Origin of the sequence: Pseudomonas sp. V98_8 (assembly GCF_029967975.1) — a bacterium.
GTDB classification, from domain to species: domain Bacteria; phylum Pseudomonadota; class Gammaproteobacteria; order Pseudomonadales; family Pseudomonadaceae; genus Aquipseudomonas; species Aquipseudomonas umsongensis.
Map to the genome: position 1 here is coordinate 53,257 of NZ_JASCAE010000045.1, position 24,431 is coordinate 77,687.

At 59.7% G+C, this 24,431-nt stretch carries 18 protein-coding genes; 5 read left to right on the forward strand and 13 right to left on the reverse strand.

The features are described 5' to 3' along the window. Positions 1-42: 42 nt before the first annotated feature. Positions 43-1,056: a hypothetical protein gene (locus QLG10_RS14335; protein WP_110753278.1), complete on the forward strand. Its 1,014-nt coding sequence runs from the start codon at positions 43-45 to the stop codon at positions 1,054-1,056. A 31-nt stretch (positions 1,057-1,087) separates the two neighbouring features. Here the strand turns inward: QLG10_RS14335 and QLG10_RS14340 are convergent, their stop codons facing one another. Next, positions 1,088-2,362 carry an Hsp70 family protein gene (locus QLG10_RS14340; RefSeq protein WP_110753277.1) on the reverse strand — a complete coding sequence of 425 codons (1,275 nt, stop codon included), beginning with the start codon at positions 2,360-2,362 and terminating at the stop codon, positions 1,088-1,090. Between the two features lie 296 nt (positions 2,363-2,658). On the opposite strand from QLG10_RS14340, the gene QLG10_RS14345 reads away from it, so the two are divergent. Both QLG10_RS14345 and QLG10_RS14350 read left to right on the forward strand, forming a co-directional pair. Further along, complete coding sequence (locus QLG10_RS14345; protein WP_282487573.1) at positions 2,659-3,603, forward strand: DnaJ C-terminal domain-containing protein; 945 nt, start codon at positions 2,659-2,661, stop codon at positions 3,601-3,603. Positions 3,604-3,626: 23 nt separating this feature from the next. Next, entirely contained in the window at positions 3,627-3,932 is a 306-nt protein-coding gene (locus QLG10_RS14350) for a chaperone modulator CbpM (RefSeq protein ID WP_110753276.1), read from the forward strand. On the opposite strand, the gene QLG10_RS14355 is transcribed toward QLG10_RS14350, so the two are convergent. Continuing rightward, entirely contained in the window at positions 3,898-5,082 is a 1,185-nt protein-coding gene (locus tag QLG10_RS14355; protein WP_282487574.1) for a sensor histidine kinase, read from the reverse strand. The genes QLG10_RS14350 and QLG10_RS14355 overlap by 35 nt on opposite strands. Before the next feature lie 382 nt (positions 5,083-5,464). Between QLG10_RS14355 and QLG10_RS14360 the strand changes: the two genes are divergently transcribed. Beyond that, positions 5,465-10,597 carry a DUF6543 domain-containing protein gene (locus QLG10_RS14360; RefSeq protein WP_349016956.1) on the forward strand — a complete coding sequence of 1,711 codons (5,133 nt, stop codon included), beginning with the start codon at positions 5,465-5,467 and terminating at the stop codon, positions 10,595-10,597. A gap of 47 nt (positions 10,598-10,644) precedes the next feature. On the opposite strand, the gene ureC is transcribed toward QLG10_RS14360, so the two are convergent. The 11 genes from ureC to urtA all read right to left on the reverse strand — a co-directional run bounded on the left by ureC (position 10,645) and on the right by urtA (position 20,822). Then, positions 10,645-12,345: an urease subunit alpha gene (ureC, locus tag QLG10_RS14365; RefSeq protein WP_110753273.1), complete on the reverse strand. Its 1,701-nt coding sequence runs from the start codon at positions 12,343-12,345 to the stop codon at positions 10,645-10,647. A gap of 130 nt (positions 12,346-12,475) precedes the next feature. Continuing rightward, the gene (locus QLG10_RS14370) at positions 12,476-12,784 is read right to left on the reverse strand and encodes an urease subunit beta (protein WP_188264818.1); all 309 of its coding nucleotides are present in this window, start codon (positions 12,782-12,784) and stop codon (positions 12,476-12,478) included. Then, the gene (locus QLG10_RS14375; RefSeq protein WP_110753272.1) at positions 12,784-13,317 is read right to left on the reverse strand and encodes a GNAT family N-acetyltransferase; all 534 of its coding nucleotides are present in this window, start codon (positions 13,315-13,317) and stop codon (positions 12,784-12,786) included. The genes QLG10_RS14370 and QLG10_RS14375 overlap by 1 nt, the downstream gene beginning before the upstream one ends. A gap of 6 nt (positions 13,318-13,323) precedes the next feature. Then, the gene (locus QLG10_RS14380) at positions 13,324-13,857 is read right to left on the reverse strand and encodes a GNAT family N-acetyltransferase (protein WP_033041287.1); all 534 of its coding nucleotides are present in this window, start codon (positions 13,855-13,857) and stop codon (positions 13,324-13,326) included. 9 nt (positions 13,858-13,866) lie between these two features. Then, positions 13,867-14,169: an urease subunit gamma gene (gene ureA, locus QLG10_RS14385; protein WP_007937143.1), complete on the reverse strand. Its 303-nt coding sequence runs from the start codon at positions 14,167-14,169 to the stop codon at positions 13,867-13,869. 49 nt (positions 14,170-14,218) lie between these two features. Then, positions 14,219-15,058, reverse strand: a complete 840-nt coding sequence (locus QLG10_RS14390; protein ID WP_168757154.1) for an urease accessory protein UreD — start codon at positions 15,056-15,058, stop codon at positions 14,219-14,221. Positions 15,059-15,088: 30 nt separating this feature from the next. Then, positions 15,089-15,787 carry an urea ABC transporter ATP-binding subunit UrtE gene (gene urtE, locus QLG10_RS14395; protein ID WP_110753270.1) on the reverse strand — a complete coding sequence of 233 codons (699 nt, stop codon included), beginning with the start codon at positions 15,785-15,787 and terminating at the stop codon, positions 15,089-15,091. 156 nt (positions 15,788-15,943) lie between these two features. Beyond that, a complete protein-coding gene (gene urtD / locus QLG10_RS14400) occupies positions 15,944-16,816 on the reverse strand; it encodes an urea ABC transporter ATP-binding protein UrtD (protein ID WP_282487576.1) in 873 nt (290 codons plus the stop codon). Then, positions 16,813-17,892, reverse strand: a complete 1,080-nt coding sequence (gene urtC / locus QLG10_RS14405; RefSeq protein WP_188264821.1) for an urea ABC transporter permease subunit UrtC — start codon at positions 17,890-17,892, stop codon at positions 16,813-16,815. The genes urtD and urtC overlap by 4 nt, the downstream gene beginning before the upstream one ends. After that, positions 17,892-19,394, reverse strand: coding sequence for an urea ABC transporter permease subunit UrtB (gene urtB, locus QLG10_RS14410; protein ID WP_282487577.1), 1,503 nt, complete (start codon positions 19,392-19,394; stop codon positions 17,892-17,894). Before urtB ends, urtC begins: the two co-directional genes overlap by 1 nt. A 162-nt stretch (positions 19,395-19,556) precedes the next feature. Further along, complete coding sequence (gene urtA, locus QLG10_RS14415; RefSeq protein WP_020797581.1) at positions 19,557-20,822, reverse strand: urea ABC transporter substrate-binding protein; 1,266 nt, start codon at positions 20,820-20,822, stop codon at positions 19,557-19,559. 285 nt (positions 20,823-21,107) lie between these two features. On the opposite strand from urtA, the gene QLG10_RS14420 reads away from it, so the two are divergent. Beyond that, complete coding sequence (locus QLG10_RS14420) at positions 21,108-24,410, forward strand: hypothetical protein (RefSeq protein ID WP_282487579.1); 3,303 nt, start codon at positions 21,108-21,110, stop codon at positions 24,408-24,410. The last annotated feature ends 21 nt before the right edge of the window (positions 24,411-24,431 follow it).

Consider the following 24,431-nt stretch of genomic DNA (forward strand, 5'->3'; position numbering starts at 1 on the left):
GGCAGACTGCCAATCCTTCTACGCCGTTCGTTTTGAGGCTGTATGCCAACGTTTTCCCAACGTCATGTTTTGCTGGTCATTAGTTGGATCATCATTTTTGGTGGGCTGCTGCTGGTGCTCCCGCTGCGGTTGCTGCCCAGCCTGCTGGCCGGGTTGCTGGTGTTCGAACTGGTCAACATGCTCACCCCGCAATTGCAGCGCCTGATCGAAGGCCGGCGTGCGCGGTGGCTGGCGGTGGCATTGCTGGGGACATTGGTGGTTAGCGTCCTGACGCTGATTTTCGCCGGAGCCATCAGCTTTCTGCTGCATGAAGCGGAAAATCCCGGTGCTTCCCTGGACAAGTTCATGGGGGTGGTCGATCGCGCACGCGGGCAATTGCCGCCGTTCATCGATGCCTATCTGCCCGCCAGTGCCGCCGAGTTTCGCGTGGCAATTGGCGAATGGATGAGCAAGCACCTCAGCGACTTGCAGCTGGTAGGCAAGGATGCGGCGCACATGTTTGTGACGTTGCTGATCGGCATGGTGCTGGGGGCGATCATTGCCCTGCAGCGAATACCTGACCTGACCAAACGCAAGCCATTGGCCGCCGCCCTGTTCGATCGCCTGCACTTGCTGGTCCAGGCGTTTCGCAACATCGTGTTCGCCCAGATCAAGATTTCCCTGCTCAACACGTTCTTTACCGGGATATTCCTGGCGGTGGTGCTGCCGATGTTCGGCATCAAGCTGCCCCTGACCAAGACCCTGATCGTGCTGACCTTCCTGCTTGGCCTGTTGCCGGTGATCGGTAACCTGATGTCGAACACCCTGATCACGATTGTCGGCCTGTCGCTGTCGATTTGGGTGGCGCTGGCCGCGCTGGGTTACCTGATTGTCATCCACAAGCTCGAGTATTTTCTCAATGCGCGGATCGTCGGCGGGCAGATCAGTGCCAAGTCGTGGGAGTTGCTCCTGGCAATGCTGGTGTTCGAAGCCGCGTTCGGCCTGCCGGGGGTGGTGGCAGGGCCGATTTATTACGCGTACCTGAAGAGTGAGCTGAAGCAGGTGGGGATGGTTTGAAGCAGATCAAATTGTGGCGAGGGGTTCTGAATCAGTCCATCGACCCGTAACGCTTGGCCGCTTCAATCGCCAGACCACTGCCGATGCTGCCAAAGATATTCCCTTCCACATGCCGCGCATTCGGCAACATCGCCGAAACGCTGTTGCGCAGGGCTGGAATACCACTCGACCCCCCGGTGAAGAACACCGTGTCCACCTGATCGACCCGCACGTCGGCCTGGGTCAGCAACTGGGTGACGCTATTGCGCACGCGCTCCAGCAGGTTATCGATGGCCGATTCGAACAGTGCACGGCTCAGCTCCACGCTCAAGCCGGCTTCGATACGGTCCAGCGGCACGTGGCGGTGGTCGGCGTGGGTCAATTGGATCTTGGTTTCTTCCACCTCCATGGCCAGCCAGTGCCCGGCGCGCTGTTCGATCAGTTTGAACAGGCGGTCGATACCACCGGTGTCCTCGATGTCGTAGCGCATGCTGCCCAGAGCCAGTTGCGACTTCTGCGAATACACCGAGTTGATGGTGTGCCAGGTCGCCAGGTTCATGTGATGGCTGGTCGGCATGTAGGCGCCGCTTTTCATCCGGCTGCCATAGCCGAACAGCGGCATCAGGCCTTGCAAGCTCAATTGCTTGTCGAAGTCGGTCCCGCCGATGTGCACGCCGCCCGTGGCGAGAATGTCATCCTGACGGTTATCCATACCTCGACGCTGCGGCGACAGGCGCACCAGCGAGAAATCGGAGGTACCACCGCCGATGTCGACGATCAGTACCAGCTCTTCCTTCTCGATGGTCGACTCGTAGTCGAACGCGGCGGCAATCGGTTCGAACTGGAACGAGACTTCCTTGAAGCCGATCTTGCGCGCCACGTCCACCAGGGTGTCTTCGGCCTCTTTGTCGGCCATTGGGTCATCGTCGACAAAAAACACCGGACGGCCAAGCACCACTTCTTCGAATTCCCGACCGGCGGCGGCTTCGGCACGGCTCTTGAGCTGACCGATGAACAGGCCCAGCAGGTCCTTGAAAGGCATCGCCGTGCCAAGAACACTGGTGTCGTGCTTGATCAGCTTGGAGCCCAGCAGGCTCTTGAGCGAGCGCATCAACCGGCCTTCGTAACCTTCCAGGTACTCGTGCAGCGCCAACCGGCCGTACACCGGGCGACGCTCTTCGATGTTGAAGAAGACCACTGAGGGCAAGGTGATCTTGTCATCCTCCAGCGCAATCAGCGTTTCCATGCCAGGGCGCAGCCAACCGACGGTGGAGTTGGACGTGCCAAAGTCGATGCCCACGGCACGGGCTGGAGATGCGTTGTTCATGTCTTTGCGGTTCCGGTTAAAAAACGGCCGCGCAGTGTATGTCAGTGCGCGACAGATTCGAAGGCCGACTATCTGCTAATTCCTGGAAACAATGTCTTGAAAGATGGCCCGTGACCCCCAAACTACCCTGCATCAAGCCGGTAGCCGCGTAGCGCTCGAAAGTCGCACCGCCTGCTGCCGATAAACTTCTCACGCGCTGCCCGGTCACAACCTTGAGATCGGTCAACGTCTATGCTGCAAACAGGCGCATGCTGTGGCAGGTGGCGCGATTTCGATAACGGATGGTGATTCCCGCGATGGACTTCAAAGACTATTACAAGATTCTCGGTGTGGAACCGACGGCGGACGACAAGGCGATCAAGGCCGCCTATCGCAAGCTGGCGCGCAAATACCACCCTGACGTCAGCAAGGAAAAGGACGCCGAGGCCAAGTTCAAGGACGCCTCTGAAGCCTATGAAGCGCTGAAAAGTGCTGACAAACGCGCCGAATACGACGAATTGCGCCGTTATGGCCAGCATGGCCAACCATTCCAGGGACCACCGGGCTGGCAGAGCCGTGGCGGCTTTGGCGGTGGCCAGGACACTGGCGATTTCTCGGACTTCTTCAGTTCGATCTTCGGTAATCGCGGCCCCGGTTTCGGCGGTGGCGAACATTCGCGTCGCAGCACCGGACGTCGAGGGCAAGACGTGGAAATGGAACTGGGAGTTTTTCTGGAAGAAACCCTGTCGACCGAGTCGAAGAAGGTTACCTTTCAGGTGCCGCAATACAACGCGGCTGGTCAACATGTGAGCAACACCAGCAAAAGCCTGAACGTGAAGATCCCGGCGGGCGTGGCCGATGGCGAGCGCATTCGCCTGAAGGGCCAGGGTGCTCCTGGTGTTGGCGGCGGAGCCAATGGCGACCTGTACCTGATCATTCGTTTTGCGCCACACCCGAAATTCGACGTCGAAGGCGAGAACCTGATCATCACGCTGCCGCTGGCACCGTGGGAACTGGCATTGGGCACCGAAGTCGCCGTGCCGACCCTGACCGGCAAGATCAACCTCAAGGTCCCTGCAGGCAGCCAGAACGGCCAACGCATGCGTGCCAAGGGCCATGGCCTGATGAACAAGGCGGGTGAACGCGGTTATCTGTTCATCCAGTTCAAGGCCGTAATGCCCAAGGCCACAGACGATGAAGTCAAGGCGCTATGGCAGGAACTGGCGAAAAAAGCCGCCTTCAATCCACGAGAAAATTTCTGAACCCAGCGACGGAGTAGCCCATCATGAGCAGCCCCCTGACCGTTCAACTGGACTTGGCAGAATTCTGTGAGGCGACCGACCTGTCGGACGTCTACGTGATCGAAATCGTCGAACACGGCATCCTCGAACCTCAGGGAGGGCAGCCCAAGGATTGGCGTTTCACCGATTACGAACTGACCCTGGCCAAACGCGCCGCCAAGCTGCGGCGCGATCTGGAGCTGGAGTGGGAAGGGGTTGCGTTGGCGCTGGACTTGCTGGAAGAGGTTCAGCAGCTGCGCGCCGAGAACCGGATGCTCAGGCAACGGCTGGGTCGGTTGGTGGTGGAGTAGACGCTGGCGCAGACGGCGCCTGCAAGCAATTGCGCGGCAACACCACCGTAAACAGGGTGCCATCGGTTTCGTTTGAACTCACTTCGATCGTGCCGGCGTGGGCATCCACCACTTCCTTGACGATAAACAACCCCAAGCCGAGGCTGGTCGATGGCTGGCCCAGTTCTTCCTCTGCGCTTCGCACCAGCGGATCGAAGATCGTGCCGATAGCATTCGCGGAAATCGGCGTTCCGTAGTTATGGACCGTCAGGCGAACCGTGTCGGATTCACCATGGAGAGTCACTGTCACATCGCGTTTGTTGAGGCCATGCTGCAGTGCGTTGCCGATCAGGTTTTGCAGTAACTGACCCAGCCGTCCGGCATCCCAGACGCCTCGAGTGTCACCTTCCACCCTGACCGTCGGATCGCACTCCGGGTTGCCGGCGCAGGCTTCGGCAATCGCCGCGTGTGCGGCATCGGCAAGGTCCATGGGTTTCGGTTCAATCGGCAGGCTCTTACCCAGGCGACTGCGTACCAACTCCAGCAAGTCGCTAACCATCACCGCCATGTGTCGAGCGCTGCGCTTGATGTTGTTCGCGCAGGCCAACGCATCGCCGTCCAGGGTGGTTTTACGCATCAGCAATTCGGTCGACATGCTCATCGCTTGCAGCGGCGCGCGCAGATCGTGTCCGAGTATCGCCAGGAAGATATCTCGTGAGCGGTTCATCTGTTCGGCGTAGGCCGACGTGGATTCTGCGAGTGCTTCGTCGATGGCTTCATTGAAGCGGACCATGTCCTGGAAGTAGGCCAGGTCCGGCGACTCCAGGCTGTCGACCCACAGGCGAATCACGCAGGCCCGCAAATGGCGGAATTCGCTGGTCATCTGCACCAGGTCGAAACCTACCGTATGGCGCAATTCACCATGGCTGGCACCGGCTTCGTCCAGGCTCGGGGTTTTCTCCGGGCCTTCGCCCCTGGCCTTGGCCAGTTGTTCGCTGGCGGACTGGGGTTTGCTCATGTCCCGAGCGGCTGCCAGCAGAATCTCCCTGGCATGGTCGCGCAAGGCTGTTCGATCCATGTTTTCGGCGGCCGGGGTGATGGTTCTGGCGAACTTCTCCCATTCATCGACGATACGGTCCACGTGTTGCCTGATGAATTCGGGGAGGCGCATGACCAGGTTCCTGCTTGAATGATCGGGTGATCTTAGCCTTTTTAACCCTGGGGTAAAAACTACCGCTGGGAATCCGGATCACCTCCCGGGGGCAGAAGGGTGGTAATTAATTATGTTTCCTGTTCTCAAGTTCAATGTTGATTCGGCTTTTTCGCCTGCTTCCCAACAGTTTTTTAAGCTTTTGTTATTGGTGAGGATGAATAAGCTGAGTGTTCTGTTCATCGCATAGGGAATTGCGAAAATGACTGCAGCATCAGTAGGCGCCATATCGGATTCTGTTCCGAAGGTGGCGGGTTTGACCGACAACATTCATGCGAATTATTTCGCGGAACATATTCCGGCGCTGATTAAAAATGCGTCTGTTTCAGGACTGAAATCGATAATGTCGCTCAATCCTGTTTTTCCGGATTGGTACATCCAGGCTTCGCAGATTGATCGTCGATATTTGCACGAGCTCATAGAGGAGCGCTGTCGTCTGCAAGATGCTGTTTCTGACAGGGTCGATAAGCTGCAAACGGACATCAAGGATTTCGCCAAACCCTTACTGGCTAAGGCCATCAAGGATGAGTTGAATATCGAGTTGGACGTCGATACGACCTCGTTGCGTCTCTATGTTCCCGCCCCATTGGGGTTCGGCATCGATACCCAGGCCAGTCGGGTAAGGCAATCGACCCTGCTGGAGGCCTCGCTGCATAACTTCGAGCCGTCCGAAACAGTGCATGGCGCTTTTAGCGACGGATCCGGTATTTTTGTCAAAGACGCTGAGGGGGAACTCCAGCGCGATGAATTAACTGTCGAAAAATTTGCCACGTTATGTCGCAAACTCGATATCGGCGCGCAATATCAGCAACATATCAGGTCGTTGTTGGTACCCGCTGACAACGCAGTGCGCGAAAGACTTGAGCAGGACTACATGGCCCATGAGAAGGCGGCTTTCAATGAGGCCATGCTCATCGCGTTATTGAAAAACGACCTGGATTCCCATGCCTACGGCGTATTGAGAGAAGTGCGCGATGGCCAGGAAAACATCCTGTATAAAAACCGTCCATTAAAGGCGCATCGGCTTTCACTGTTAGGCACGCGGCTGACAGGTATCGTCCTGTTCAGTGCAGTGGCCGACCCTTCGAAAATAAAAGAAGCAATCGACCAACTGCTGCCAGAACACTTGCAAGTCCTGCTGGACTGGTCTCGCCGCCTGGCGGTCTTGCCGGGGCAGGAATTTGACCAGTTCAAGATACTCCAGGCCTTTTTTGCCAATGGCCCGACCGGTGTGGTCGAGGAAATGCTTCGTCGAAACGATATCCATGAACAAAGTCGTCTGGACGGCACATTGATCGCCTACATCCCCGATGACCCGGATCATCCCCTCAAGCAATACGCCTCGTTCACCGACTTCATGAAGGCCCTGACGAGCCAGTTGCGTTCTACGCAGTACCAGGCGTTTTTCAGTCGGTTCGTGCCGCACAAAGATAAGGGGCGCTTCTTCGCACGCGTCAACGAGCGCTTTACCAGGTTCACCTGGAGGCAGCGCGAGCCTCTGGACATGGGCCCGTGGTGGCGCGAGACCGCGGTCGAGAACCCTGATGCCGAACCGATCAGCAACGTGATCGAGGGTGATTTCTGGCAACAGTTCTGTCTCTGGCGCCGAGACAAGGCGATTGCCGATGCGCGACACATCGCCGTACCCACTGGCGATGAAGACGCCACTGAGCGCTGGAAACGCCTGACCAGTTATCTGAACATCGGTTGGAACGTCTTCAACTTCGGCGCCATGCTGGTTCCGGGATTAGGAGAAGCCGTGCTGGCGGTGATGGTTGGCCAAATGATGCTTGAGACCCTGGAGGGCATCGAAGACTGGAGCAAAGGCGACAAGGAAGAGGCCTCGGCGCATATCACCGGGGTACTGATCAACTTCGCCCAACTGGCCCTCATGGGAGCCGGGCATGTGTTGCCCGGCGGGGGGCCGGTGGCGGTCAAGGCGTCCCCCTTCATCGACCAACTGAAAAAGGTCGAGTTGCCCGATGGCAACGCCCGCCTGTGGAATCCAGACCTGGCTCCCTACGACCATAAAGTGGTTTTGCCCAAAGACTCGAAACCCAACGATCGGGGACTTCATCGACATGACGATCGGGACATCCTGGTGCTGGGTGACAAGCATTTTGAGGTAACGGAAAACGCGCAGACCGGACAACCACGCCTCAGGCACCCGTCCCGGCCGACGGCCTATCAACCAAGGGTGGAACATAACAGTGCCGGTGCCTGGCATACCGAACTCGATCGTCCACTCGAGTGGGATAAAACCAGTCTGATGCGGCGCCTGGGCCCTTCTGTCGATGCATTCTCCGATGAAACACTGGAACAGATCCGTATCGCCAGCGGTGTCAGAGAGGATGTGCTGCGTAAGCTGCAAGTGGACACACAGCCATCACCGGCGTTGTTGGCCGACACCCTCAAGCGTTTCAAGGCCTATGCCGATGTAAATAAGCTGGTGGACCAGATACGCCTCAATCAAGTCGCGCAGCAATGGGCGGATCACCTGCCACCCTTGATGACAGAGTTTCGACGGTGGCCTGATTACAAGGCTATCGAGCTTTTTCGCGGGCCGGAGTTGTGGGGCGATTCCATTGTGCACGGCAATCAGGACGCTGTGCCCGCACACCGAGTGAAGGTGACCTTTGCTGAACTGAAGGCCGGCAAATTGGCTGATCGTGTGCTGGACGCTTTCAGCGAAGAGGAGATCCGGCAAATACTCGGGCGCGATATCGGCACAGACAGGCAGGTACGCATCGATGCGCTGCAGGAGCGCCTGGCCCTGCACGCAGAGGCGCAGAAAAAACGCCTTGTCGAGTCGTTCTACAGGCACGCAGAGGTCGAGACCGATCCTGACGTGGTCTGGCTTCAAGACGCGTTCCCGCAGCTGCCGACCAGTGTCGCCAGAGAATTGCTCGCGGGCGCCCCGCCAGAGGAACTGTCGGTAATGGCCGAACGCGTGCGCGTTTCGTTGCATCTGCGGCAGCAGGCCCGTGCGGCGTTGCTGGAGGTGCGGCTTAACCGCGCTTATGAGGGGTTGTTTCTCGAAGAACTGCACAACCCGGACACCGGGCGGCTGCTGCTGCGAACCCTTGAGTCGCTGCCAGGCTGGTCCAAAGAGGTGCGTATCGAAGTGCGTAACCGCGCCATCACAGGCGCGCTCGATGGCAGCATCGGTGCGGTTGACGCGCCGATCCGCAAGGTGCTGATCAAGAACGAAGACGGCTTGTATGAGGCGCGCGACGAAGACGACCGGGAACTGCATGGGCCCGACAACCTTTTTGCCGCTGTCCTGCATGCCTTGCCCAATGCAGAGCGCGATGCACTGGGTTACCAGATCAATCAATGGCAAACCCTCAGGCAAGCCGTTCAACGCTCTCCACTGAACCACGACAGTTTCAGGCCCAGCCTGGTGGACAATCCTCTGCGAAAACCGCAGTACGACCCGCAAACCATGAAGCTGCGTGGCGGCATGGAGGGCTTTTCCCAGCTTCGACGCGTCGCCGGTCAACTGACCGAGCAGGAGCGCGTGCAGTCGCTTCGCCCCGGCTGGAGCGAAACCGATATCCAGACCTTTCTGGAGCACAGCGACAGCGGGTCTACGCCCGAGGAGCGGGCAGGGGCTCTCGAAGCCGAGTTCAACCATCTCAACAGCAGCTTTCGGCGCTGGCTGGATTCACCCCTCGACTCATTCAGCCTCAGCCCGGAAGGCGTTTCACAATGGCAGTCGCGAAACAGTGTCTACAGGGCTATCAGAAACTGCTGGCAACGCACCGGCCCGCGGGAGCTGGATGCCCTGGGAAATCCGCGAGGCTGGGTGCTCGATCTGAGCGACATCCCCATGGGCTGGCACCTGGAGACGATGCCGAAGCTGGAAGCCAACTTCGAGCATGTCACCCGGCTGAAGTTGCCAGCTACCGGCCTGACTGACGACAGCGCCGCGTTCCTCGACCATTTCCCCAGGTTGCGCTCCTTGAACATGAACAACAATGGGTTGACCCGTCTGCCAGCCGCTGTGGGGCGAATGCGATTTCTGACCGAACTGTACCTGGCCAACAACCGGGTCGTATTGACGGTAGAGGCGGTTGACGACCTACGTGATCTCATTCAGCTCGAATCCGTGGATCTGCGCGGCAATCCCCTGGGCCAGATGCCAGACATCGGTCGTATGCCCATGCTGCACACCTTGATTCTGTCGGACACCGGGATCAATACCTGGCCCAACGGCCTGTTTTCCGTGCAGCGTTTACGGCACTTCTATCTGGACCTGCAGCGCAATGTCATCACCGATGTGCCTCAGGTGGTGCCCGGTTCCGTAGACGCCGAGCTGCTCGCCAGAACGTTGATCAGTCGTGAGCCACAGTGGCTGTCGGAGGCGAACCTGGAGCAGCTCAGAGACTACATTCGCTCCGTTGGCCTGGACCCTGACCGGCCTTATCCGTCCCGTGGCGTGCGTGACAGTCTCGACTGGGAGGAAGGCATGACGCGAGCACAATGGGTAGACCGGCAGCCCATCTGGAACGAGGTGGAAGATGAGATCGGTTCAGTGCCGTTTTTTGATCACGTCAGACGGCTTACCCAATCGAGTCACTTTAAAAATGACCGGGCCTTCAGGCTGGATATGACCGCCAAGCTCTGGCGGATGCTGGAAGCCATGGAAAAGAACAGCGAACTGCGCAACGAGCTTTTCAAGCTGGCGCGCGAGCCGGTCAACTGCGTCGACGGCGGGGCGTCGCTGTTCAATACCATGGGCCTTGAAGTGCTGATTCACGAAGCCTACGAGCTGGCCAACCCGAGTCTGGTCGAAGCCGAACTGGTGTTGCTGGCCAGGGGTAAATCCCGCCTGGATGAATTGAGCCGGATCGCCCACAAGGAAATTGCCAGGCGACTGGAGGGTGGCGAGGATTTCATGCGGATTGACGAGCAAGGGGATGCCAGCGGATCGATCGATGAAATCGAGACTCACCTGGCCTATATGACAGACCTTGCCGACCGACTGGATTTGCCGTGGCAATCGCGGGACTTGCAGTTCAGAGCGCATTCGGGCGTCACCGCGCAGATGATCGAAGATGCGTATACACGCGTGCTGGCGCTGGAAGAGGGCGATTTGCTGCGCGATTCGATCAGCGAGCAGCCCTTCTGGGAATCTTACATTCAGGGTTCCCACCGCAGTGAGTTCAAGGCCATCAGGCGTCAACTCGATGCGACGACCGAGTTCTACATGGCGTTGGAAAGGCGGGCGACCGAGTCGCTGTCCGTGGAGGAAAAAGCGCAGTTGAAAGAAGAGATCAGGGTGCTCGGCGCAGAGCTTGGCAAACCGGAAAGCGAGTTCGCTCCCGGTCGCGTCATGACCGGCCAGGAGTATGAAGCCGAGATGAACGTGCTCAACGACCGCAAACAGACGTTGCTCAAGACATTGACCCAGCAGGCGATGGACCGGGCAAAACTGCAGCGGGTGGAAATCCCCTTCACCGTGCAGCCTTGACTGTCAGGCCGGCACGAAGACTGACGACCTTCGTGCCGGCATACCGGTCAGAAGAGAAAATAGCGCTGGGCCATCGGCAGCACATCCGCCGGTTCACACCACAGTAAAACGCCGTCAGCCTTGACCTGATACGTCTGCGGGTCGACCTCGATGTCCGGCAGATAGTCGTTGTGGATCAAGTCGGTTTTCTGCACCTCGCGGCAACCTTTGACCACAGCGATTTTCTTCTTCAAACCCAGCGCCTCGGGAAGACCTCCCTCCTGCGCCGCCTGGCTGATAAACGTCAGGCTGGTGGCATGCAGCGAACCTCCGTAGCTGGCAAACATCGGACGGTAATGTACCGGTTGAGGTGTCGGTATCGACGCGTTGGCATCGCCCATCAGGCTGGCCGCGATGGCACCCCCCTTGAGGATCAGCGTTGGTTTGACCCCGAAGAACGCGGGTCGCCATAGCACCAGGTCCGCCCATTTGCCCACTTCGATCGAGCCCACTTCATGGCTGATGCCATGGGTGATTGCCGGGTTGATGGTGTACTTGGCAATGTAGCGTTTGGCGCGGAAGTTGTCGTTGCCTTCGCCGTCCTGGGGCAGCGGGCCGCGTTGCTTTTTCATCTTGTCGGCGGTTTGCCAAGTGCGCGTGATCACTTCACCGACGCGGCCCATGGCCTGGCTGTCGGAGCTGATCATCGAGAATGCGCCGAGATCGTGAAGGATGTCCTCGGCAGCGATGGTCTCGCGGCGGATTCGGCTTTCGGCGAAGGCTACGTCTTCGGCAATGCTCGGGTCCAGGTGGTGACAGACCATCAGCATGTCGAGATGTTCGTCGATGGTGTTACGGGTGAACGGTCGGGTCGGGTTGGTCGAGCTCGGCAGAACGTTGGCGGAGCCGCAGGCCTTGATAATGTCCGGGGCATGGCCGCCACCGGCGCCCTCGGTGTGGTAGGTGTGGATGGTGCGGCCCTTGAACGCGGCCAAGGTGGTTTCGACGAAGCCCGATTCGTTGAGGGTGTCGGTGTGAATGGCCACTTGTACGTCGTACTGGTCGGCGACGGTGAGGCAGTTGTCGATGCTCGCCGGGGTGGTGCCCCAGTCTTCGTGGAGCTTGAGGCCAATGGCGCCGGCCTTGACCTGTTCGATCAGCGGCTCGGGCAGGCTCGCGTTGCCCTTGCCGGTCAAGCCGATGTTCATCGGGAAGGCGTCGGCGGCCTGGAGCATGCGCGCCAGGTGCCACGGCCCGGAGGTGCAGGTCGTGGCATTGGTGCCGGTGGCCGGTCCGGTGCCGCCGCCGATCATGGTGGTGACACCGCTCATCAGCGCTTCTTCGATCTGCTGTGGGCAGATGAAGTGGATGTGGGTATCGATGCCACCGGCGGTAAGGATCATGCCTTCACCGGCAATGACTTCGGTGCTGGCACCGATGGCGATGGTCACGTTGGGTTGCACGTCCGGGTTGCCGGCCTTGCCGATGGCGGCAATGCGACCGTCCTTGAGGCCGACATCGGCCTTGACGATGCCCCAGTGGTCGATGATCAGTGCATTGGTGATCAGGGTGTCGACGACCTCGGCGGCGAGCAGCTGGCTCTGGCCTTGACCATCGCGGATCACTTTACCGCCACCGAATTTCACCTCTTCGCCGTAAGTGGTGAAGTCCTTTTCCACTTCGATCCACAGCTCGGTGTCGGCCAGGCGAACCTTGTCGCCGACAGTGGGGCCGTACATGTCGGCGTAGGCTTGACGGGAAATTTTCATCACAGTTCCTTGCACAAATTGATCGTTCCCACGCTCTGCGTGGGAATGCCGCCATGGACGCTCTGCGTCCGCTTTGTGTGACGCGAAGCGTCACGGGATGCATTCCCACGCAGAGCGTGGGAACGATCGGTTAACCAAGGTCACCCATGATCCTGCCGGCGAAGCCGAACACCCGGCGGTGCCCGGCCAGATCGACAAGCTCGACCTCGCGGCTCTGTCCCGGCTCGAAGCGCACGGCGGTGCCGGCGGGGATGTTCAGGCGCATGCCGCGACTGGCGGCGCGGTCGAAGGTCAGGGCGTCGTTGGTTTCGAAAAAGTGGTAGTGCGAGCCGACCTGGATCGGACGGTCGCCGCTGTTGGCTACTTTCAAACTGAGGGTCCGTCGACCCACATTGAGTTCGATGTCGCCGGACTGGATCTGGTATTCACCGGGAATCATCAATGGGCTCCCTGGAGAATCTTGTAGTAGAGGGCGGTGGGTTTGTAGCAGCCGCTTGGGTCGCAGGCGTAGTCGGGGATTTCACCGACGCGGGTGTAGCCCAATGCCTTGTAGAAGTCTTCAGCCGGGGAGCCTGCCTCGGTATCGAGGTAGAGCATGCCGCGTTTGTGTTGCAGGGCAGCCTGCTCCAAAGCCGTCATCAATTGCTGGCCCAGGCCTCGACGACGCGCATGCTCGCGCACCAGCAATTTCTGCACCTCGGCGCGGTTCAGGCCATTGGCCTTCTGGCATAGGGTCAGTTGTACGCTGGCCTGCACTTGTTCGTCCTTGACCACTACCCACAACAACACGTTGCCCTTGTTCAGGTTCTCCTGAACTTCATCGAAATACGCGCGGGCCTGCGTAGCATCGAGGTCGGCCATGAAGCCGACGCTGGCGCCATATCCGACGGCGTCGAGCAGCAGGTCAATCAATCCCTGGCGATAGTGCGCAAAGCTTTCAACGTTGACGCGTCGCAGTTGAGCGGGGTTCATCGGGTATCACTCCTTGTTGGCGGCCGGAGGCTGCGCGCCAGGATTGAGGGTCAGTTGCATGAAGGTCAGGTCCAGCCAGCGACCGAACTTGGTGCCCACCTGAGGCATCTGCCCGGTGGTCACGAATCCGATGCGCTCATGCAGGCGAATCGAGGCGGCGTTGCCGCTTTCGATGGCTGCGACCATCACGTGTTTGCCGCAGGCCCTGGCGCGCTCGACCAGGGCATCCATCAGTTGCGGCCCAAGGCCGTTGCCGCGCTGGTCACTACGCACGTAGACCGAATGCTCGACGGTATGTCGGAAACCATCGAACGGTCGCCAGTCACCAAACGAAGCGTAGCCCAACACGTTGTTCTCGCTGTCGACGATGACCAGGATCGGATACCCCTGGGATTGCCGGGCGCTGAACCAGGCCTGGCGGTTGCCGAGGTCGACCGCCTGTTCGTTCCAGATCGCCGTGGTGTTGAGCACCGCATCGTTGTAGATATCACGGATGGCCGGCAGGTCGGCATGCACGGCATCGCGAATGGTGTAGGTCATGGTGAAGCCTCAAGCGATCGGTTGATGGACGGTGACCAGTTTGGTGCCGTCGGGGAAGGTCGCTTCGACCTGGATCTCCGGGATCATTTCCGGGATGCCTTCCATCACTTGTTCGCGGCTGAGCAGGGTGGTGCCGTAGTGCATCAGCTCGGCCACGGTCTGGCCGTCGCGGGCGCCTTCGAGCAAAGCGGCGGAGATGTAGGCCATGGCTTCCGGGTAGTTGAGTTTCACGCCGCGGGCCAAACGCCGCTCGGCGACGAGGCCGGCGGTGAAGATCAGCAGCTTGTCTTTTTCACGTGGGGTCAGGTCCATCGTAGACATCCAGTTTCGGCAGTTAAAAAGGTTTTTGCAGGAGCGCTGTTCAGGTGCTCCATATTCTCGGTGGCACGGCTTCGCGGCCAAGCAACGCAGGCCTGAGCAACCGCCATAATTCAATCAACCAGCCGCGCGCCAACAGCGCCTCGCTGGCCAGGCAGCGGGCTACGAGCAACCCCGGCAACTGAGTCAAATCCCCGCGCACGTCATTGGGCAGCGAACGGCACTGCTCCAGCAATTGGCTATCAATCTCGCCAGTCACCAGTAACGTGGCGAAGACCGGTTGCCCGTCCAAGCCAATCGGCGAATCGAGCAACCCGTCACCGCCGACGATGCGCTGGCGTTCATGCCAGAGCAACTCGCCGTCGCGGCGGATATCCAGTTGTGCCTGGAAGTGGCCGAGATCGAAGCGTTCGCCACTGGCCGGGCGACCCAGTGCCACCACGTCCCAGTAGAACAGCCGGGCATCGCCTTGCAGATCAATGGATGTGCTCAGCTCGGCGCGGGCATCGCTGAAGATGATCGTCTCTTGCGGCAGCCACTCCAGTGTTGCCCCTTGGGCCACTTTCAGGTCGAGTTTCTGATAAGCCGGCGCTGCTGCGCGATACCACTTGGCGGCGCCGGGACTGGTGATTTGTGCCCACGCCGCGTGGCCGACGCTGGCGCTGATGTCCAGCCGGTCTCCACCGGCAATCCCGCCCGGCGGATGCACAATGATGTGCTGGCACACCTCGGGGCCTTCTGCATACAGGTGCTTCTGCACGCGCAGCGGGCCTTTGTGCCGTCTATGGACCGGACGCGTGTTGTCGCCGAATCGGGCGTAGCCCAGCTCCAGCTCGGCATGCCAGCTCGGGGTAAACAGGGCAGCAGGAAGAGGTAAATTCATATTTTCTGATTATCGTCGGGACGCCACAGATTAGATCGTAACCAGGCCGCGTACACCCTCGGCTTCCATGTTTTCTCCACGGCCCTGCTGCACGATCTCGCCACGGGACATCACCAGGTAGTGATCGGCCAGTTCGGCCGCGAAATCGTAGAACTGCTCTACCAGCAGAATCGCCATGTCGCCGCGCGCCGCGAGTTTCTTGATCACAGCGCCAATCTCCTTGATCACCGACGGCTGGATGCCTTCGGTGGGTTCGTCGAGGATCAGCAGCCGTGGACGGCTGGCCAAGGCTCTCCCGATTGCAAGCTGCTGCTGTTGGCCACCGGACAAATCACCGCCGCGTCGTTGCTTCATTTGCAGCAACACCGGAAACAGCTCGTAGATGAACGCCGGGACCTCCTTGGCCTCGGAGCCTGGGAATCGCGACAAACCCATCAGCAGGTTTTCCTCCACGGTCAGGCGGCCGAAGATTTCCCGGCCCTGCGGTACGTAGGCGATGCCGGCATGCACCCGTTGGTGCGGCTTGAACGTGGTGATTGGCTTACCCTCCCAATTGACCGCGCCTTCCTTGGCCGGCAACAACCCCATCAGGCATTTGAGCAGGGTAGTCTTGCCCACGCCGTTACGGCCGAGCAGGCAGGTAACTTCACCGACCTTCACGTCAAACGTCAGGCCGCGCAGGATGTGGCTACCGCCGTAGTACTGGTGCAGTTTATCCACTTGCAACATGTTCAAATTCTCCCGGTGATCGTTCCCACGCTCTGCGCGGGAATGCATACCGTGACGCTGCGCGTCACCCTAGCGCAGGAATTGAACCCTGCATTGTCAGTGGGACGCGGAGCGTCCCGGGCGGCATTCCCACGCGGAGCGTGGGAACGATCAAGCCTAGCGACCGAGATACACGTCGATCACCCGTTCGTTCTCCTGCACCTGTTCCAGCGACCCTTCGGCCAGCACGCTGCCCTGGTGCAACACGGTGACGTGGTCGGCGATCGAGCCGACGAAGCCCATGTCGTGTTCCACCACCATCAGCGAATGCTTGCCGGCCAGGGTCTTGAAGAGTTCGGCGGTGAACTCGGTTTCCGCGTCGGTCATGCCGGCCACCGGCTCGTCGAGCAGCAGTAATTGCGGGTCTTGCATCAACAACATGCCGATTTCCAGGAACTGCTTCTGGCCGTGGGACAGCAAGCCGGCGGGGCGATTGACGGAGGAGGTCAGGCGAATGGTGTCGAGCACCTCGGCGATACGGTCTTTCTGCTCACCGCTCAAGCGCGCCCGCAGACTGGCCCACACCGATTTGTCGGTTTTTTGCGCCAACTCCAGGTTCTCGAACACGCTCAGGGCTTCGAACACCGTCGGTTTCTGGAACTTTCGGCCGATACCGGCCTGGGCAATCCGTACTTCGCTCATTTGCGTCAGGTCCAGGGTTTCGCCGAACCAGGCCTTGCCGTGGGTGGGGCGGGTCTTGCCGGTGATCACGTCCATGAGCGTGGTCTTGCCTGCGCCATTGGGGCCGATGATGCAGCGCAACTCGCCGACCCCGATGTACAGGTTCAAGTTGTTCAACGCCTTGAAGCCATCGAAGCTTACGCTGATGTCTTCCAGGGTCAGGATGGTGCCGTGGCGGGTGTTCAGGCCTTTTCCGGCACGTTGGCCGAGGCCAATGGCATCACGGCTGCTGCCCGCGTCCCTGTTGGGTTCCAAGGGCGGAAAAAACGCCGGTTCGAGCATGAACTCAGCCGTTGCAGTGACTCTCATTGTTCACCTCTTTTCTTCAGCAAACCGATCACGCCCTTGGGCAGGTACAGGGTGACGATGATGAACAGCGCGCCAAGGAAAAACAGCCAGTATTCCGGGAAAGCCACGGTGAACCAGCTCTTCATGCCATTGACCACGCCCGCGCCCAGCAATGGGCCGATCAAGGTGCCGCGACCACCGAGGGCTACCCAGACCGCCGCTTCGATCGAGTTGGTCGGCGACATTTCACTCGGGTTGATGATGCCCACCTGCGGCACGTACAACGCACCGGCGAGGCCGCACAACACCGCGCTCAACACCCACACGAACAACTTGAATCCGCGCGGGTCATAGCCGCAGAACATCAAGCGATTTTCCGCGTCGCGCAGTGCGGTCAGCACTCGGCCAAACTTGCTCTGCGCCAGGCGCCAACCGATGTACAGACTCGCCACCAGCAACAGCACCGTGGCGAAAAACAGCACCGCACGGGTGCCAGGTTCCGTGATGCCAAAGCCAAGAATGGTGCGGAAGTTGGTGAAGCCGTTGTTGCCGCCAAAACCGGTTTCGTTGCGGAAAAACAGGAGCATGCCGGCGAAGGTCAGGGCCTGGGTCATGATCGAGAAATACACGCCCTTGATCCGTGAGCGAAAGGCGAAGAAGCCGAACACCAACGCCAGCAATCCCGGGGCCAGCACCACCAGGCACATGGCCCAGAGGAAGCTTTCGGTGCCGGTCCAGTACCAGGGCAATTCGGTCCACGACAGGAACGTCATGAAGGCCGGCAAGCCATCGCCCGAGGCCTGGCGCATCAGGTACATGCCCATGGCGTAACCGCCGAGCGCGAAGAACAGGCCATGGCCGAGGGACAACAGGCCGGCATAACCCCAGACCAGATCAAGGGCGAGGGCGACGATGGCGTAGCAAAGAATCTTGCCAACCAACGTCAGTGTGTAGGCCGAGACATGGAAGACGCTGTCCGGCGACAACAACGACAGCAACGGCAACGCCAACAGTAAAACAAGGATTACCGCACCGACGGCAATCGTGACTTTGGGACCGGCCTTTTGGCTGGCAGTGAGCATCAGGGGCTGGTTCATCAGTCGATCACCCGTCCTTTCAGTGCGAAGAGGCCTTGCGGACGTTTCTGGATGAACAGAATGATCAGCGCGAGGATGAGGATCTTGCCGAGCACGGCACCGATTTGCGGTTCGAGGATCTTGTTGGCGATCCCCAGGCCGAACGCGGCCAACACGCTGCCTGCCAGTTGCCCGACACCGCCGAGCACCACCACCAGGAACGAGTCGATGATGTAGCTCTGGCCGAGGTCCGGCCCGACGTTGCCGATCTGGCTCAGCGCCACGCCGCCGAGTCCGGCAATGCCCGAGCCGAGACCGAAGGCGAGCATGTCGACGCGCCCGGTGGGCACGCCGCAGCAGGCCGCCATGTTGCGATTCTGGGTGACGGCGCGCACGTTCAGGCCCAGGCGCGTCTTGTTCAGCAGCAGCCAGGTGAGTACCACCACAAACAACGCGAACGCGATGATCACGATTCGGTTGTACGGCAGCACAAGATTGGGCAGCACTTGAATCCCGCCGGATAACCACGCCGGGTTGGCCACCTCGACGTTTTGCGCGCCGAACACCAGGCGCACCAACTGGATCAGCATCAGGCTGATGCCCCAGGTAGCGAGCAGGGTTTCCAGCGGGCGGCCGTAGAGGTGGCGAATGACCGTGCGCTCCAGCGCCATGCCGATCCCGGCGGTGACGAAAAAAGCCACGGGCAGCGCGATCAAGGGATAGAGCTCGATGGCCTGCGGGGCGAAGCGCTGGAACATCAGTTGCACGACGTAGGTCGAGTACGCTCCGAGCATCAACATTTCGCCGTGGGCCATATTGATCACGCCGAGCAGGCCGAAGGTGATCGCCAGTCCCAAGGCGGCGAGGAGCAGGATCGAGCCGAGTGACATCCCGCTGAAGGCCTGTCCGAGCATTTCGCCGATCAGCAGTTTGCGTTTGACCTGGGCCAGGCTGGTTTCGGCAGCCGTGCGCACGTTGGGGTCGGATTCAACGCCCGATTCCAGCAGACTCTCCAGGCGAGTGCGGGCCAATGGATCACCAGTTTCCCCGAGCAGGCGCACCGCAGCGAGGCGCACGGCCGGGTCGGTGTCCACCAGTTGCAGGTTGGCCAGCGCCAGGCTAAGTGCGGCGTGAACGCCTTCATCTTTTTCGCCAGCGAGTTGCTGGTCGAGGAATTTCAGCTGCGCGGGTTTGGCGCTTTTCTGCAATTGCTGCGCAGCGCCCAGACGAGTTTTGGCATCGGCGGCGAGCAATTGATGGCTGGCCAGGGCGGTGTCGATCAGACCCCGCAGGCGGTTATTCAAACGCAGTGTTTTCGGTTGGCCATCGACCGTCAACACCCCTTGTTGCAGGGCGTGGATCAGCTCGATACGCACCGGATCGGGTTGCGCCGCCCAGGCTTCCAGCAGTTTTGCCTGTTGCACGGGATTGGCGGCAACGAAGTCTTCGGCATCGCCAGCGAAAGTGGCCATGGGCAGTAAAAGTGCGATGGCGAGGATAAAACGGTAAAGGGCAGTGGGCATATCGTTAGCCTTACTCGGTCAATGTGGGAGCGAGCCTGCTCGCGAAAGCGGTCTGACATTCACCATCAATGTCGACTGTCAGGGCCTCTTCGCGAGCAGGCTCGCTCCCACAGGGAACTGTGCCGGGCCTGAGCTGTACGGTCAGGCCCGGCATCCATTGGCTCAGTTGCTCTTCACCGCATACTCCGGCTTCTTGTCGTTGCCCGGGATGAACGGGCTCCACGGCTGGGCGCGGATCGGCCCTTCGGTCTGCCATACCACGTTGAACTGACCGTCGGCCTGGATCTCGCCGATCATCACCGGCTTGTGCAGGTGGTGGTTGGTCTTGTCCATGGTCAGGGTGTAGCCGGACGGCGCCGCAAAGGTCTGGCCGGCCAGCGCTTCGCGAACCTTGTCGACGTCGGTGGACTTGGCTTTTTCGGCGGCCTGCGCCCACATGTGGATGCCGACGTAGGTGGCTTCCATCGGGTCGTTGGTCACGGCTTTATCGGCGCCTGGCAGGTTGTGTTTCTTCGCATAGGCTTTCCAGTCGGCGACGAATTTCTTGTTCGCCGGGTTCTCCACCGACTCAAAGTAATTCCATGCTGCGAGGTTGCCCACCAGTGGCTTGGTGTCGATACCGCGCAGTTCTTCTTCGCCCACCGAGAAGGCCACGACCGGCACGTCAGTGGCTTTCAGTCCCTGGTTCGCCAGTTCCTTGTAGAACGGCACGTTGGAATCGCCATTGACCGTCGAGATGACCGCCGTCTTGCCACCCGCCGAGAATTTCTTGATGTTAGCGACGATGGTCTGGTAGTCGCTGTGACCGAACGGCGTGTAGACCTCTTCGATGTCCTTGTCGGCCACGCCTTTGGAATGCAGGAACGAGCGCAGGATCTTGTTGGTGGTCCGCGGGTAGACATAGTCGGTGCCGAGCAGGAAGTAGCGCTTGGCACTGCCACCTTCTTCGCTCATCAGGTATTCCACAGCCGGGATCGCCTGCTGGTTTGGCGCTGCACCGGTGTAGAACACGTTCGGCGACATCTCTTCACCTTCGTATTGCACCGGATAGAACAGCAGGCCATTGAGCTCTTCGAACACCGGCAGCACCGATTTACGCGACACCGAGGTCCAGCAACCGAATACCACGGCGACCTTGTCCTGGGTCAGCAGCTGCCGGCCCTTTTCAGCGAACAGAGGCCAGTTCGACGCCGGGTCCACCACCACCGCTTCAAGCATCTTGCCGTTCACGCCGCCCTTGGCGTTGATCTCGTCGATGGTCATCAGTGCCATGTCCTTGAGCGATGTTTCCGAGATCGCCATGGTGCCGGACAACGAATGCAGGATACCGACCTTGATGGTCTCGGCGGCCTGGACAGTCCAGGTCATGCCCATCGCGGCAATGCTTGCCGTGAGTGTGAAAGCCTTGATCAAACTGCGTCGCTTCATTGTGCGATCTCCATGAACGTTGGATATTTTTCTTGGTTGGCAGATGCGGACTACTGAAGGGTCTTTAGCAAAGGCTGTGCCTAACGCCAGAAGTGCTTTACCTGAGGAGGAAAACCGTTCGGCGAGTGCTCCGCCTGCACCGTGAACGAGCACGACAGCGCAGGCGGGGCATGGCCATGCGCCCAACTGGTGCCGAGCGTGGCAAGTAGTAACTATGTACCGCCCGGGCAATGTGTTCCGGTGCAAGAGTGGGGCTCTATCAATGAATCAAAGGAGTACCACTTCATGGATGAACAATCACAACAGCCTTACACGGCAGGTGCGGGATCTGCACTGCATGTGCTGGCCAGGGAGTTCCTGTCGGCTGACGATGCCGCGCGTTATGCCCATGAGCGAGTCGGTCGCCGCCGCGACAGCGGGTATTTCGGCTATATCCTTCAGCGAAGCGATCGGCGATTTGTCATAACCGAACCGGCAGAGCAGCCCGTCAGTGTCGTCTCTCATCACCAGGTGATTCCCGACGACCACGTCTTGCACGGTCGCTTCTATTCTCACCCTGCGCTTTCGACGCTCGACGCCGGCAAGGTCGCGCAGCTGAAATGGTCCGTCGAGGACGCAACGACGAGCTTGCTGATGTTCAGCGTCACGCAGTTGCGCAACATCCTGGCGAGCGACTATCCGGCCTATCTTTCGGGGGCCGAGGACAGCCTGATAGCTTTCACCCCTGGCGGACCGCGCACGTTGAGCTTGCTTGGGCAACTGGGGACCGCGCTGGCACCGGGCGAACTTGCCCGAGGGATCGAGACGGGGGCCGTCAAACCGGAACAATTGGTCGTGGAGGCCGCGGCTGCCGGCGATTTGCAGGTCCTCATCAGCAACGGCCGTTGGCGACCACGGGGTAAAGTCACCGGTGAGCGCGTCCCCGGCCCCTGGGAACGTACCGTGCCGGAACGGGTGTCCTTTGGGGCGGTGTTCCCGTCAGCCGATGAGGCAGCCCTCGATCGCTATTCCAGGGACGCGGGACACCACGACGAGGAACAGACCTGGTTCGGGTTCATCCTCAAGCAACAGGGCAAGGAGGAATACGTCGCCACCGAACTGGTCCCGGTCGGTGGTGTGCGGGACAAACTTTATTCATTGCGCAGTTTGTTCAGCGAGTCCAGAACCCTGGAGACTATCTACCCCGAGTCATTTATACCGCATTCCTATTTTTACTCGCGTCAGCGCGTCAAGCATGCGCGAGACGAATCCAGGCGCTGGTTGGCCCAGCACTTCATCGTGCCGCGCGATCTTTATGTTGTGGTTTACAACTCAAGAAGACGTCCGGTAGTGGAGGGGAACACACCTATTCCGCTCTACCTTTCGACCCAGGATGGGGCGCTGCTCAAATATGTCCCGCGCAAGGGCACCAAGCTGTTCGACAACGACGTCCCGAACATGGGCCTGGAAGATATTCAGGGTAACCTGGCCAGCGGCAAGCTCACTTCGACCGACTACGTCAGAGTGGTCGCGAACAGCGGCGCCTTGCAAGTCATGCGCACCAGTCTGTGCTGGGACAGGAAAGGGGTGATCGGCGCCTACTGGACACCCAGTCAGTACCTGGAGCGCCGAGCGTTGAGTCCGGTTTTCCTCTCAGCCGATGACGCTGCGCTGCATGCCCGCTCGCAAATACCGCAAGGCAAGACAGGCGCATACGGCGGCCTGGTCCTGAAGCGTGCCGACGGGTTCTTTGTTGCGACCGATCCTGTCGAAATCCCCCAGGAGGACTTTGACATCAATTGGATATTCCCCGATGAGTCAGTCACTTCCGGGCAGTTTCCGGCGGGCTGCACGATCGTTGGACGCTACCGCTCAAGGGTAGCGCGTGCGCTGCCTGTCGTCATGTCGCCGGTTGATAAGACGCTTTATCTCAACATGTTGTCGGTTGATGTGGTCTACACGGCTTTCACCCGCAAGGAACAAACGCTCGACGAGTACTTGTTTGCACCCGAAGGATCGACCATTCGTTATCGAGTCGGAACGTGGGAGCGAATCCGCGCCGACCTGAGCCAGGTATTGAGTGCATCAGGTAAACCGGCTCGCGACCTGGATGGGGCCTGGATCAAGGAGCAGATCCATCTGGGCCTGTTGTCACCGACAGACTGGGTAAACAAACTGGCCAAGTCCGGTTACCTGCAAGTGGTCGTGGGGAGCCGACTGTGGGGCTATCCGCGTGCGGTGTTGGAGTTTGTGCCATTTGCAACGGCGATTCGCCCAAGCGGTCGCAGGGATGCCGTGGCCGAACCGGCCTACAGTCCCCTGCATATTCGCGAGCAGGATGCCGCGCGCTTCGCTCATGAGCAGGCGGGCAATCGTTCCGCGCTGAGTTTTGGATTCCTGCTCAGGAATGTTCGCGACGGTTCTTTCATGGCAACCTTGCCCGTCGAAGCGCTGAACGCCAGGTTCGACTACCAACGTATCTTTCCCGGTGCATTACCTTACCGCTTCGTCTCCAGCGGAATGTTCATGTGTGGTGCACAAGCGCCTCAGAATTTGCCGGACGAAGATTATCGGCATTTCTTTTCACCCATGGATGTGAACCTGGCACGTGTTGTTGCCTACACCGCCCAAGGCTACCGGTCGATCTACTTCTCCTGTGCCGACGGTGCCTTGTTACATTTGCAGCTAGACGCCTTCGATCCCGTTGAGACACTGGATAAGTTCGGGCAGGTCGAGTTCAGGGACAATCCGTTCGCATCACTGGCGCAGGCGCAGGATGACTGGCGCGATATCGAGCAGGGCAAGTTCAGCCTGACCCGTTACATTCGGCGCATGGCGGTGGCGGGGCGACTGGAGGTCCTGGTGACAAGTCCCTACTGGTCGTGTCCGGGGATTGTGGGCAATGACTGGGTTCCACGCATGCCTGCTGGTTCCGACGAAGAACGCTGGGCAAGCAATCCGGTCCTGCCTATAGGGCCCGTGTTTCACCATCCCGACGATGCGGCTCGCCATGCTCACCTTCGAGCGGCGAATGTCGGTGGGCAGCCAGCGGTGCTGGCCAGCGCGGTGCTAGGCAAAATCGCGACCCGTTCATACGTCGGCCTGGAACCAGTAGTGGATTCGCCTTCCTCCTATGAGGCGCTGCAGCGAATCTTCCGCATCGCGAGCGACCCATCGACCACGCCCAGGAACAAAGCACCGCACTTTCCTGACGGTTATTCGCTGGTGGCCAGCCACGAGATGGTCCTGTCGACCGCCATCCCCACCGTCCCGGTGGAGGTGGACTATGCATCCGCTGCGTCGGTCTATGCACACACACATGCCTTGAAAGCCAAAGGGTTTGATATTGACGCGTTCTACTATTCGACGCGCCATGGTGCGCTGCTCAAATACGCACCCAGCCACACCCCGGAAGAAGGCCGGTTTTTACTCACCGGTCGTTTTGTTTCATCCGAAGACTTTGTTCTAAGGTTGGCGGTCGTCGGCGTGCTTAGAGTGCTCAAAACGGCAGCTGACTGGCACCAGCCGGGTCGACTTGGACGAGACTGGAAAATCGCTCGCCAACAGGTGCCCGACGCCTCCGACAAACCCACCCGGGATGAGTTGTAGTTTTTTGCTGGACACCGATGT

Coding starts and splice junctions, on each gene's coding strand:
- QLG10_RS14335 (WP_110753278.1), top strand. CDS start 43: ATGCCAACGTTTTCCCAACGTCATGTTTTGCTGGTCATTAGTTGGATC.
- QLG10_RS14340 (WP_110753277.1), bottom strand. CDS start 2,362: ATGAACAACGCATCTCCAGCCCGTGCCGTGGGCATCGACTTTGGCACG.
- QLG10_RS14345 (WP_282487573.1), top strand. CDS start 2,659: ATGGACTTCAAAGACTATTACAAGATTCTCGGTGTGGAACCGACGGCG.
- QLG10_RS14350 (WP_110753276.1), top strand. CDS start 3,627: ATGAGCAGCCCCCTGACCGTTCAACTGGACTTGGCAGAATTCTGTGAG.
- QLG10_RS14355 (WP_282487574.1), bottom strand. CDS start 5,082: ATGCGCCTCCCCGAATTCATCAGGCAACACGTGGACCGTATCGTCGAT.
- QLG10_RS14360 (WP_349016956.1), top strand. CDS start 5,465: ATGTCGCTCAATCCTGTTTTTCCGGATTGGTACATCCAGGCTTCGCAG.
- ureC (WP_110753273.1), bottom strand. CDS start 12,345: ATGAAAATTTCCCGTCAAGCCTACGCCGACATGTACGGCCCCACTGTC.
- QLG10_RS14370 (WP_188264818.1), bottom strand. CDS start 12,784: ATGATTCCCGGTGAATACCAGATCCAGTCCGGCGACATCGAACTCAAT.
- QLG10_RS14375 (WP_110753272.1), bottom strand. CDS start 13,317: ATGAACCCCGCTCAACTGCGACGCGTCAACGTTGAAAGCTTTGCGCAC.
- QLG10_RS14380 (WP_033041287.1), bottom strand. CDS start 13,857: ATGACCTACACCATTCGCGATGCCGTGCATGCCGACCTGCCGGCCATC.
- ureA (WP_007937143.1), bottom strand. CDS start 14,169: ATGGACCTGACCCCACGTGAAAAAGACAAGCTGCTGATCTTCACCGCC.
- QLG10_RS14390 (WP_168757154.1), bottom strand. CDS start 15,058: ATGAATTTACCTCTTCCTGCTGCCCTGTTTACCCCGAGCTGGCATGCC.
- urtE (WP_110753270.1), bottom strand. CDS start 15,787: ATGTTGCAAGTGGATAAACTGCACCAGTACTACGGCGGTAGCCACATC.
- urtD (WP_282487576.1), bottom strand. CDS start 16,816: ATGAGAGTCACTGCAACGGCTGAGTTCATGCTCGAACCGGCGTTTTTT.
- urtC (WP_188264821.1), bottom strand. CDS start 17,892: ATGAACCAGCCCCTGATGCTCACTGCCAGCCAAAAGGCCGGTCCCAAA.
- urtB (WP_282487577.1), bottom strand. CDS start 19,394: ATGCCCACTGCCCTTTACCGTTTTATCCTCGCCATCGCACTTTTACTG.
- urtA (WP_020797581.1), bottom strand. CDS start 20,822: ATGAAGCGACGCAGTTTGATCAAGGCTTTCACACTCACGGCAAGCATT.
- QLG10_RS14420 (WP_282487579.1), top strand. CDS start 21,108: ATGGATGAACAATCACAACAGCCTTACACGGCAGGTGCGGGATCTGCA.